The organism is Mesorhizobium sp. B2-1-1, from assembly GCF_006442975.2.
GTDB lineage: Bacteria > Pseudomonadota > Alphaproteobacteria > Rhizobiales > Rhizobiaceae > Mesorhizobium.
The window spans coordinates 3,486,099-3,497,458 of record NZ_CP083954.1; the positions used below are offsets into that span (position 1 = coordinate 3,486,099).

Consider the following 11,360-nt stretch of genomic DNA (forward strand, 5'->3'; position numbering starts at 1 on the left):
TACCCCCGAATTGGTGTTCAGCCCAGATCGACGACAGCTTGCGCCTTGTGGGCGGCCTCGACCACCGCCAGCGCTGTCATGTTGACGACGCCGCGCGAAGTCACCGAGGGCGTCAGGATATGCGCCGGCTTGTCGGTGCCGAGCAGGATCGGGCCGACATGCAGGGCATCCATCATGGTCCTGAGCGCTGTCAGCGTGATGTTGGCGGAATCGAGGTTGGGGAACACCAGGAGATTGGCTTCGCCCTTCAGACGCGAATGCGGATAGACGCGCTGGCGCAGATGTTCCGACAGCGCGGAATCGGCATGCATCTCGCCGTCGCATTGCAGCTCGGGCGCGATGCGCGCCAGGATCGCCGCCGCCTGCCGCATCTTGAGCGCACTCGGCGAATCGCGCGAGCCGAAATCCGAATGCGACAGCAGCGCCGCCTTGGGCTCGATGCCGAAGCGCTGGATCTCCTCGGCCGCCAGCACGGTCATTTCGGCGATCTCGTCGGCGGTGGGGTCGACAGAAACATGGGTGTCGGTCAGGAAGATGATGCCGCGTTGCGAGATCAGCATGGACAGCGTCGACAGATCCCGGTCCTTGATGCCGGTTCGTGGCCCGATGATCAGCGTGACGTTGCGCAGGTGCCGCTCGAAACGCCCTTCGAGGCCGCAGACCATGGCGTCGGCGTCGCCGCGCTTCAATGCGAGGGCCGCGATCACCGTGTTGTCGGTGCGCACCATGGTGCGCGCGGCCTCCGTCGTCACGCCGCGCCGGCCGGCCAGCTCGATCAGGAGGTCGACGTAATGGCGGTAGCGCGGATCGTCCTCCGGGTTGATCAGGCCGAAGTCGACGCCGGGCTTGATGCGCAGTCCGTAGCGCTTCAATCGCACCTCGATGACGTGCGGACGGCCGATCAGGATCGGCTCGGCGATGCCTTCCTCCAAAACCACCTGCGCGGCGCGCAGCACGCGCTCGTCCTCGCCGTCGGCATAGATGACGCGCTTGGCGCTCGACGCCTTGGCCGACGAGAACACCGGCTTCATCACCAGGCCGGAGCGGAAGACGAAGCGGTTGAGCTTGTCGATATAGGCGGAGAAGTCGCTGATCGGCCTTGTCGCGACACCGGTGTCGCAGGCCGCCTTGGCGACGGCCGGGGCGATGCGCAGGATGAGCCGCGGATCGAAGGGCGAGGGGATCAGGAATTCGGGTCCGAACACCGGCGTCTCGCCGGAATAGGCGCGCGCGGCGACATCCGAAGGTTCTTCGCGGGCAAGGGCGGCGATGGCCCGCACCGCGGCCATCTTCATCTCCTCATTGATGGCGCTGGCGCCACAGTCCAGCGCGCCGCGGAAGATGTAAGGAAAACACAGTACGTTGTTGACCTGATTTGGAAAATCGGACCGGCCCGTGCAGATCATCGCGTCGGGGCGCGCCGCCCGCGCCACTTCCGGCATGATTTCCGGATTGGGATTGGCCAGCGCCAGGATCAAAGGCTTCGGCGCCATGTGCTGGAGCAATTCCGGTTTCAGCACGCCGGCGGCCGAAAGCCCGAGGAACACGTCGGCGCCCGATATGACGTCGGCCAGCGTGCGTGCCTCCGTGTCCTTCACATAAGGATCTTTCCAGCGGTCCATCTCGTCGGTGCGGCCCTTGTAGGCAACGCCGAACCGGTCGGTGACCCAGATGTTCTCGACCTTGGCGCCGAGCGAGACCAGCAGGTTGAGGCAGGCCAATGCCGCCGCGCCGGCGCCCGAAGTGACGATCTTGATGTCGGCAATGGTTTTGCCGGCGAATTCCAGGCCGTTGAGCACTGCGGCGGCGACGATGATGGCGGTGCCGTGCTGGTCGTCATGGAAAACCGGTATGCCCATCCGGGCCTTCAGTCGCTCTTCGACCTCGAAGCATTCCGGCGCCTTAATGTCCTCGAGGTTGATGCCGCCGAAGGTCGGTTCCAGCGCCGCCACCGTTTCGACCATGCGCTCGATCTCGGGCGCGTCGATCTCGATGTCGAAGACGTCGATGCCGGCGAATTTCTTGAACAGGACCGCCTTGCCTTCCATGACCGGCTTGGAAGCGAGCGGGCCGATATTGCCCAGGCCGAGCACGGCCGAGCCGTTGGAAACGACGCCGACCAGATTGGCGCGCGCCGTGTAGTCGGCCGCGGTCGCCGGATCGTCGCGGATTTCGAGGCAAGGGGCCGCCACGCCGGGCGAATAGGCGAGCGCCAGGTCGCGCTGGTTGCCAAGCGGCTTGGTGGCCTGGATTTCGAGCTTGCCCGGCGTCGGGTGCTTGTGGAAGTAGAGCGCGGCTTCGTCGAGGTCCGAACGTGCCGTTTTCTTGCTCTCGCCGTTCATTCCGGGCCTCCCTGCGATCCTGCGTGCCGCCTTCTTAGCATGCGGCCGAGATTTTTCGCGACGCCAAATGACGCAATCGCCATTCACATCGACGAAGCCGGGATAAGCGATCTATTTCAACGGTTTGAGCGGAATTTCTTCGGCGCCGGCGCTACCGGGTCTCAGAAGGCGCTGACATAGAGGCCGCCGTCCACCGGTATGTTCTGGCCGGTCAGGTAGCCGGCATGGACCGAGCACAGGAAGGCACAGATCTGGCCGAACTCCTCCGGCGTGCCGAGCCGCTTGGCCGGCACGTCGGCACTGATGCGCGCCTTGCGGGCGGCTGCCGCGGTCGGGTCTTCAACGCTGCCGGCCTCGTGCGGACCGCGCAGCCGGTCGGTATCCAGCTTGCCGGGCAGCAGGCTGTTGATGGTCACGTTGCGGTCGATCACCGTGCGCGCCACGCCGGCAAGAAAGGAGGTCAGGCCGGCGCGCGCGCCGGACGACAGATCAAGGCCGGGGATGGGGACATAGACCGATAGCGAAGTGATGTTGACGATGCGGCCAAAACCGCGCACGGCCATGCCGTCGATCACCGCCTGCACCAGCTCGATCGGCGTCACCATGTTCTGGGTCACGCCTTCGAGGATTTTTGCGCGATCGAGTTCGCGGAAATCGCGGAGCGGCGGGCCGCCATTGTTGTTGACGAGGATGTCGGGTTGGGGACAGGCGGCGAGAAGCGCCTTCTGCACCTCGGGCTTCGATACGTCGCCGACGACTTCCGTGACTGTCACGCCGTAACGCTCGCGCAGCTCCGCAGCGGTTTTGGCCACCAGCTCGGCGTTGCGCCCGTTGACGACAATGTCACAGCCGGCCTCGGCCAGAGCCATGGCGCAGCCTTTTCCGAGCCCTTTGCTCGAAGCGCAGACGATGGCCTTCTTTCCGCGGATACCGAGATCCATGACGATTTCTCCTGTGATTCGCCGGCAGGCTAGCTCTTGGGCTGGACCAATCGCAACCGTCATACGGTTGTTGCATGAATCGGGGCATAGGCTCGCGAAAGCAACGGTGAATTCGCGATGTCCGGCCAAGAGCCCCGCACGTTCCGCAGCATGTTCATCTCCGACGTCCATCTCGGGTCGAAGGCGGCAAAGGCCGATTTCCTGATCGATTTCCTTAGACATCATGATGCCGACATCATTTATCTCGTCGGCGATATCGTCGATGGGTGGCGCCTGAGACGCAGCTGGCACTGGCCGCAGAGCCACAATGACGTCGTGCAGAAATTGCTGCGCAAGGCGCGCAAGGGCGCCACCATCACCTACATCGCCGGCAACCACGACGAATTCGCCCGCCAGTTCCAGGGCGTGCATTTCGGCGGCATCGTCGTAGCCGACCGCGCCATTCACGAAACCGCCGACGGCAGGCGGCTGCTCGTTATTCATGGCGACCAGTTCGACACGGTCGTGCACAATCAGCGCTGGCTCGCCTATCTCGGCGACCACGCCTACGACGCCGCCATGCAGGTCAACCGTGTGATCACCCGGCTGCGCCAGCTGCTCGGCCTGCCTTACTGGTCGTTTTCGTCCTGGGCCAAGGTCAAGGTCAAGAAGGCGGTGAACTTCATCGGCTCGTTCCAGATGGTACTCAGCGACGAGGCGCGGCGCTCGCATGTCGACGGCGTCATATGCGGCCATATCCATCATGCCGCGATCGAAAGCTATGGCGACGTCCAGTACATCAACACCGGCGACTGGGTGGAAAGCTGCACGGCGGTGGTCGAACATTTCGACGGCCGGATGGAAATCCTGACCTGGGCGCATGTCTTGCCCGAGGCGCCGGACGAACCCTTCATCCCGATGCTGATCGAGGACCGGGTGGTGCAGGCCGCCTGACTGCCGGTGCCAGGCACAGATTCCGGTGTTAATCGATTAGGCCAATCGGTTTCGTCCGGTTTTTCCTCATGTTAAGGGTCAATCCACACTGCTCGCCGTTCGTGGACGGCAGCGTTATTGGATCGATTCATGCCGCTGCCGCCGCTTTCACCCGAACAGCTCGTCAAACCACGCCATTTCGAACTGCGCATGAGCCTGATCTTCGCGACATTGTTCGTGTCGCAGGGCACGCATCTGCCTTACTTCCCGCTGTGGCTGCAGGCGAAAGGTTTTCACGCCGAGCAGATCGCCGTCATCCTGGCGGCTCCGATGTTCCTGCGCGTCGTGACGACGCCGCTGCTCACCGCGCTCGCGGACCGGGCGAGGGACCGCGCCGACGTCTATATCGCGCTCGTCGCGGCATCGATGATCATTTCCGCCGGCTATTTTCTGCCGGCCTCCTACGCCGTCGTGCTTGCGGTGTCGCTGGCGCTGACGATCGTATGGACGCCGCATTCGCCGATGGCCGATTCGCTCGCGCTTTCGGGCGTGCGCCGCTTCGGTTCCAACTACACCAGCATGCGCAAGTGGGGTTCGATTTCCTATCTCTGCGCCAACGTGGCCGGTGGTTTCATCCTGACCGCGGCAGGTGCGCAAGCGGTTCCGGCGATCATTTTCGCGGCACTGGGTGCCGCGCTCTTTGCCGCGCTGCTTGCGCCGCGCCTTGGGCGGCCGCGCCTTGCCTCACCGCTTTCGGCCGCGGAGATCCAGCATTCGGCGCCGAGCCTCTTCAATGCCTATTTCGTCTATTTCACCCTCGGTGTCGGCATCCTCACCGCCAGCCACGCCTTCCTGTACGGCTTCGTGTCGATCTACTGGAAGTCGATCGGCATCGGCGACACCGTCGTCGGGCTTCTGTGGGCGTGGGGCGTGGTGGCCGAAGTCTGCATGTTCGTGTTTTTCAACCGCATATTCGCCTCCGTGTCGGTCGTCAGGGTGATGGTGATTGCCGGCATCGGCGCGGTCGTGCGCTGGATCGCCTTTCCGCTGATCTGGCCGCTTGGCCTCGGCGTCGCCGGGTTTTTCGGCGTCCAGACCCTGCATTCGGTGTCGGTGGCCATGGTGCTGATCGGCCTGCAGAAAATGATCGGCGAAACGGTCTCGGAAGAGCGCACGGGTGCCGCACAAGGCATCGCCTATTTTTTCAACGGCTTCTTCATGGCGGCGGTGACGCTCGCCTCCGGCCCGCTCTACGACGGTTTTGGGGTCGACGGCTTCCTGGCCATGATCCCGATCGCGATCATCGGCCTGGTGCTGGTCGGGCTCGCGGCGCGCTCAGCCCCAAAGCGCCGGATCGGGCGGTGAAACCAGTGATCCCTCGTAGGCGAGGCCGGGCACACGATCCCGCGCAAGCAGCAGCGGTCCGTCGAGGTCGACGAAGTCGGCATCCTGGGCGAGCAGCACCGCCGGCGCCATCGCCAGCGACGTGCCGACCATGCAGCCGACCATGACGCCGAAACCCAGTTCGCGGGCGCGGTCGCGCAGCACGAGCGCCGCCGTCAGCCCGCCCGACTTGTCGAGCTTGATGTTGACGGCATCGTAGAGACCGGCGAGCGCGGCCAGATCCCCCGCCTCATGCACGCTCTCGTCCGCGCAGATCGGCACCTGATGGGCGATGTGGCGCAGGATGCCGTCATGGCCCGCCGGCAGCGGCTGTTCGATAAGCGCGATGCCTTGCTCGGCGGCAAAGGCGAGGTTCGCGGCGATGGTATCATCGTTCCAGCCCTCGTTGGCGTCGAGGATGATGCGGCTGTCGGGCGCGGCCTGCCGGACGGCGCGGATGCGCGCGATGTCGTTGTCGCCGCCGATCTTGACCTTGAGCAGCGGCCGCGCCGCATTGGCACGGGCCTGCGCCGCCATCGCCTCGGGTTCGCCCAGCGACAGCGTGTAGGCCGTCTCGAGCTGATGCAAAGGAGCCGGCCAGACTACGTCCGCCACCGCCTTGCCGCTGATCTTGGCTTCCAGGTCCCACAAGGCGCAGTCGATGGCGTTTCGCGCCGCGCCTGCCGGCATGGCGCCGAGCAGGGCTGTCCGGTCGATGCCAGCGGAGATTTGCCCGCGCATGGCCTCTATCGCGGCGCGAACCCCGTCCATGGTCTCGCCATAGCGTTTGTACGGCACGCATTCGCCACGACCCGTGTAATCGCCTTCGCTGATCGTGCAGGTGATCACTTCGGCTTCGGTCTTCGAACCACGCGAAATGGTGAAGGTGCCGGCGATCGGAAAACGCTCGGCCTCGACCGAAATGACACGCGCCATAATTTTCTGCTCCGGCTGTGCGAGAAGGGTCGTCGGCAAATCGACAAGGCCGGACCCGTCAGGCTAAACAGGACGCCATGTTGACCATCGGCAAGCGCGACGCAAGCGGCAAGACCGCCTCGGAGGCTGACCACGAACCGCGCGTGTCGGTCGGTGAGGAAGCAGGCGTTCTCGGCTGCGCCTTCTCGGGAATCTGGACGACGCGCACCGTGGCCGCGATCGACGCAGAGATGCGCAAAATTGAGAAACGGAGCGGTTTCAAGACCTTGGCGCTCGATCTTTCGCACATCGAGAAGATCGACACCGCCGGCGCGTGGCTGATCGACCGCCTGGTCAGCGCTTTCGAGAAGAAAGGTGTCGAGGTCAGGCTGCAGGGCCAGAGCGACGTCGCCTCGATCCTGCTCGGCGCGGTCGGCGATGCGGTGCGGCGCGAGCCCGAATCGGGGCCGGTCGGGCCGCCCAACATCGTCATTCGCACGCTGGAGGCGGTCGGCCGCCGCGTCTACGAAATGCGCGACGATTTTCTCGCCTCGATGAACATACTGGGCGCCACGATCCGTGGCGCGCAGATGAAGCTCGGCCGCGGCCATGCCGTCAATCCGGCGGCGATCTTCAACCAGATCGACCGCATGGGCGTCGGAGCCATTCCGGTGGTGGTGCTGATGTCGGCGATCGTCGGCGCCATCGTTGCCCAGCAGGGCGCCTACCAGCTCAGCTATTTCGGCGCCGACATCTTCGTCGTCGACCTCGTCGGCGTGCTGATCCTGCGCGAACTCGGCGTGCTGATGACGGCAATCATGATCGCCGGCCGCTCGGGCAGCGCCATCACCGCCGAAATTGGCTCGATGAAGATGCGCGAGGAAGTGGATGCGCTGAAGGTCATCGGGCTCAACCCCATCGGCGTGCTGGTCTTTCCGCGCCTGGTTGCGCTGGTGATCGCCCTGCCTTGCCTGACCATCATCGCCAATTTTGCCGCACTCGGTGGCGGTATTCTCGCGGCTTGGCTCTATTCCGACATCGCACCCGCCGCCTTCATCGACCGGCTGCGCGTCGCCATCGACCTCAGCACCATTTTCGCCGGCCTGATTAAGGCGCCGTTCATGGCCATGATCATCGGCACCATCGCCTCGGTCGAGGGCATGAAGGTCGGCGGCAGCGCCGAATCGCTTGGTCAGCACGTGACCGCCTCGGTGGTGAAATCGATCTTCGTCGTCATCATCCTCGACGGGCTTTTCGCCATGTTCTATGCAGCGATCGAGTTCTGAAATGGCGATGGGAAACGGCATCGAGACCAGGGCCAAGGAGGGCGCGGATGACAGCGAGGTCGTGCTTTCGGCGCATGACATCACCGTTTCCTTCGGCGACAACCTGATCCTCGACAAACTGTCGCTCGATATCTGGCGCGGCGAGATCCTCGGTTTCGTTGGCGCTTCGGGCGCCGGCAAATCAGTTCTGCTGCGCACCATCCTTGGTTTGACGCGCAAGCAGTCCGGCACGATCAAGCTGTTCGGCGTGGATATCGAAAAGGCCGACGATGCCGAACGGCTGCGCATCGACATGCGCCTTGGGGTGCTGTTCCAGCACGGCGCGCTGTTCTCGGCGCTGACGGTGCTGGAAAACGTCCAGGTGCCGATGCGCGAATATCTCGACCTGCCGCGCAAGCTGATGGACGAACTGGCGATGCTCAAGGTCGAACTGGTCGGGCTGCCGCCGGACGCGGCGCAGAAATTCCCGTCCGAGCTGTCGGGCGGCATGATCAAGCGCGCGGCACTGGCTCGCGCGCTGGCGCTCGATCCCGACATCGTCTTCCTCGACGAGCCGACCTCGGGCCTCGATCCGATCAGCGCGGCGGAATTCGACGAGCTGGTGGTCAAGCTGCGCGATACGATGGACCTGACCGTCTACATGGTGACCCACGATCTCGACACGCTTTTCACCGCCTGCGACCGCGTCGCTGTGCTCGGCAAGAAGAAAGTGCTGGTCGAAGGCACCATCGACGACATGCTGAAGAGTGAAGAACCGTGGGTAAAATCGTATTTCCGCGGAAAACGAGCCCGGCAACTTGATCTTGCCGCGCGCGCATAGCCATAAGTGAAGCAATGGAAACCAGAGCCAACTACGTTGTTGTCGGCATCTTCACGCTGGTGGCGATCCTCGCGGCGTTCGGCTTCGTCTATTGGACGGCGGCGATCGGCGACAAAGGCGAGACCACATTGTTGCGCGTGCGCATCCCTGGCTCGGCTTCCGGACTTGGCCGCGGCAGCTTCGTGCTGTTCAACGGCGTCAAGGTCGGCGACGTCAGGCGCGTCTATATCGATGTCGACAATCCGACGGTCGCCATCGCGGACACCGAGATCGACCGCATGACGCCGATCACCAAATCGACGCAGGCCGATATCGGCCTGGCCGGACTGACCGGACAAGCCAATATCGAACTCAAAGGGGCCGACCCCAAGGAAGTAAAACTTCTCGACCAGGCCGAAAAGGAAGGCAAGGTCGCCGAGATCGTGGCCAACCCGTCGGCGGTGACCAATCTTTTGCAGACGGCGCAGAACATCTTCACGCGCGCCGACACCGTGCTGACGCAGCTGGAGGGGTTCACCAAGGATGTGCGCGGGCCGCTGACGCAGACCGTGCAGAATGTGCAGACGTTCTCCGACGCGCTGGCCAGGAATTCCGATGGCGTCGACAAGTTCCTGTCCGCGGTCAGCGCGCTGTCCGATGAGCTGAAGGGCGTCTCGGGCAAGCTCGACGGCACGCTGAAGGCGGCCGAAGGGCTGCTCAATGCCGTCGACAAGGACAAGATCAAGAGCATCGTCGCCAATGTCGATACGGTGACCGGCAACCTCAAGGAAACGTCCAAACAGCTCGATGGCGTGATCAGGAATGTCGATACGGCCGTGGGATCGGTCAATGATTTCGCCAAGCAGACACAAGGTACGCTGGCCAAGGTCGACGGCGTGCTCGACGGCATCGATCCGGCGCAAGTGCGCACGGCTCTGGCTAACATCCAGAAGGCAAGCGAAAGCGCCGACAAGGCGGCCTCGGACATCGCCAAGGTGACCGGCAAATTCGCGAACAGGGCGGACGACATAGACGAGACGATCAAGGATGCGAGGCAGCTCGCGCAGCGGCTCAACGACGCCTCGGTGCGCGTCGACGGCATCCTGGCCAAAGTCGACAAGCTGCTCGGTTCGGGGCAGGCGGACGGCGTGATGGCGGACGCCAGGGACACGCTGAGGTCGTTCAAGCAGGTTGCCGATACGCTGAATTCGCGGCTTGGCGTCATCACCGACAATATAGCCCGGTTCTCCGGCCAGGGCCTTTCGAATGTCGAAGCGCTGGTTCAGGACAGCCGCCGTTCGATCAGCCGCATCGAGGAGGCGGTTACCGACCTCAGCCGCAATCCGCAGCGTATCCTGTCGGGCGGCGAGGGCGAGGTTCGGCAGTATGATGGCAGGGCGCGGCGTTGACTTCGGTCTCGGCTCGCCCCAGAAACAGTGTCTGCATCCGCGGGTTGTTTTTACAATCCACGGATAGTGAGGCCGGGGACAGCAGGGATCGCGCGTGAAGTCGACGATTGTGTTCAGATCGGGCGTGGCCTTGCTTGCCTTGACCCTTGCCGGTTGTGCCGCGCTGCCGGGCGGCGGGCCTGCGCCGCTTGACACGTTTGAACTGTCGGCGCCGTCGGTCGAGGCGCATGGCCACAGCCGCCGCCAGATCCTGATCGCCCAGCCGTCCGCGCTCAAGGCGCTGGACAGCCAGAACATCGTCATAAAACCGTCCCCACGCTCGATCCAGTACCTCAAGGGCGCGCAATGGGCGGACCGGCTGCCGCTGATCGTGCAGGCTCGGCTGGCCGAGACGTTCCAGCGCTCGGGCAGCTTCGCCGGCGTGGGCAAGCCGGGCGAGGGACTGGCGATCGATTACCAGGTCATCGTCGAGATCCGTTCGTTCGAAGTCCGTGTCGACGGCGGCGATCATGCCGAGGTCGACCTGTTCGTGCGCATCCTCAACGACCGCAACGGCGAGGTGCGTGCGTCCAAGAGCTTTACGGCGACCGCGCCCGTTTCGGGCAGCGGCAATCAAGGCTATGTCGGCGCGCTCGATGCTGCCTTCGGCGACGCGGCCAAGCAGATCGTGCGCTGGACCGATTCGGCGATCTGAGCGGCGATCCCGGGCGGGCGCCAGCCACCAGGCTACAAGAGGTCGAAGGCGTCCGGCCGCAGCTTTCCAGTCTTCATCAGGTGCTGCAGGGTGTAGGTTACGGACAGCGCGTCATCGAGCGCGTCATGTCCCTGCAATGGCGGGTGTTGAACGCCATAATAGTCGGCAAGCTTGTTGCTCGGCGTCCTTGCCAGGTCCTCGATCGGCATCCCGGCCGAGATCAGCAGCTTTACGGCATTGTCAAAGCGGGCCGCCGGGATGGAAGCGGGGATGCCTGCGATATAGCAGCTGATGGCTATCATGTTCAGTTCGTCCTTGCCCCAGGACCAGAATCGCGCCCCACCCGAGAAACGATCGACGTCAACAAGGGCTTGTCCTAGCGCGACCCCCTCGATCTCCAGCTTTTCTTCTGTGATGCCAGTCAGTTCGGTGAAGAAGGGGTCGAGCGCGTATCTCCTGCCAAACCGGTCGATCGGTCTGACATAGGCCTTGTGCGTGCCCAGGACGGGAAAGTCGTCTTCGAGCCCAAGCCTGACCGCGCCGATCTGCGCGATGACCGGATCCGGATCGTGGGCCGCGCACCAGAATCGACGTTGCGAGCCCTCAAGGCAAAGAAACTCGCAGTCGAATATGATCGCCGTCTTCACAGGTCAGGATCCAGTTCCGGATGCGACGTCCA

The 11,360-nt window shown here is 63.9% G+C and carries 10 protein-coding genes; 6 read left to right on the forward strand and 4 right to left on the reverse strand.

Annotated elements, in window-relative coordinates:
• Positions 1–17: 17 nt before the first annotated feature.
• A complete protein-coding gene (locus FJ972_RS17005; RefSeq protein ID WP_140498933.1) occupies positions 18–2,342 on the reverse strand; it encodes an NADP-dependent malic enzyme in 2,325 nt (774 codons plus the stop codon).
• A 161-nt stretch (positions 2,343–2,503) separates the two neighbouring features.
• Positions 2,504–3,283, reverse strand: coding sequence for an SDR family oxidoreductase (locus FJ972_RS17010; protein WP_140525385.1), 780 nt, complete (start codon positions 3,281–3,283; stop codon positions 2,504–2,506).
• Between the two features lie 150 nt (positions 3,284–3,433).
• Between FJ972_RS17010 and FJ972_RS17015 the strand changes: the two genes are divergently transcribed.
• Together FJ972_RS17015 and FJ972_RS17020 are read left to right on the forward strand one after the other, a co-directional pair.
• Complete coding sequence (locus FJ972_RS17015) at positions 3,434–4,216, forward strand: UDP-2,3-diacylglucosamine diphosphatase (RefSeq protein WP_181167586.1); 783 nt, start codon at positions 3,434–3,436, stop codon at positions 4,214–4,216.
• 129 nt (positions 4,217–4,345) lie between these two features.
• Positions 4,346–5,560: an MFS transporter gene (locus tag FJ972_RS17020; RefSeq protein WP_140525383.1), complete on the forward strand. Its 1,215-nt coding sequence runs from the start codon at positions 4,346–4,348 to the stop codon at positions 5,558–5,560.
• Here the strand turns inward: FJ972_RS17020 and dgcA are convergent.
• On the reverse strand, positions 5,531–6,514 hold the full coding sequence (gene dgcA, locus FJ972_RS17025) for an N-acetyl-D-Glu racemase DgcA (RefSeq protein ID WP_140525382.1): 984 nt from the start codon (positions 6,512–6,514) through the stop codon (positions 5,531–5,533). The genes FJ972_RS17020 and dgcA overlap by 30 nt on opposite strands.
• A 77-nt stretch (positions 6,515–6,591) precedes the next feature.
• On the opposite strand from dgcA, the gene FJ972_RS17030 reads away from it, so the two are divergent.
• From FJ972_RS17030 to FJ972_RS17045, 4 genes are all read left to right on the forward strand, one after another.
• Entirely contained in the window at positions 6,592–7,779 is a 1,188-nt protein-coding gene (locus tag FJ972_RS17030) for an ABC transporter permease (protein WP_140525381.1), read from the forward strand.
• Between the two features lies 1 nt (position 7,780).
• Positions 7,781–8,599, forward strand: a complete 819-nt coding sequence (locus FJ972_RS17035) for an ABC transporter ATP-binding protein (protein WP_140498922.1) — start codon at positions 7,781–7,783, stop codon at positions 8,597–8,599.
• A 14-nt stretch (positions 8,600–8,613) separates the two neighbouring features.
• On the forward strand, positions 8,614–9,987 hold the full coding sequence (locus FJ972_RS17040) for an MCE family protein (RefSeq protein ID WP_140525380.1): 1,374 nt from the start codon (positions 8,614–8,616) through the stop codon (positions 9,985–9,987).
• Positions 9,988–10,081: 94 nt separating this feature from the next.
• The gene (locus FJ972_RS17045; RefSeq protein WP_224518948.1) at positions 10,082–10,681 is read left to right on the forward strand and encodes an ABC-type transport auxiliary lipoprotein family protein; all 600 of its coding nucleotides are present in this window, start codon (positions 10,082–10,084) and stop codon (positions 10,679–10,681) included.
• 32 nt (positions 10,682–10,713) lie between these two features.
• Here FJ972_RS17045 and FJ972_RS17050 read toward each other — a convergent pair whose 3' ends face one another.
• A complete protein-coding gene (locus FJ972_RS17050; RefSeq protein WP_140525379.1) occupies positions 10,714–11,328 on the reverse strand; it encodes a 3'-5' exonuclease in 615 nt (204 codons plus the stop codon).
• Positions 11,329–11,360: the final 32 nt, after the last annotated feature.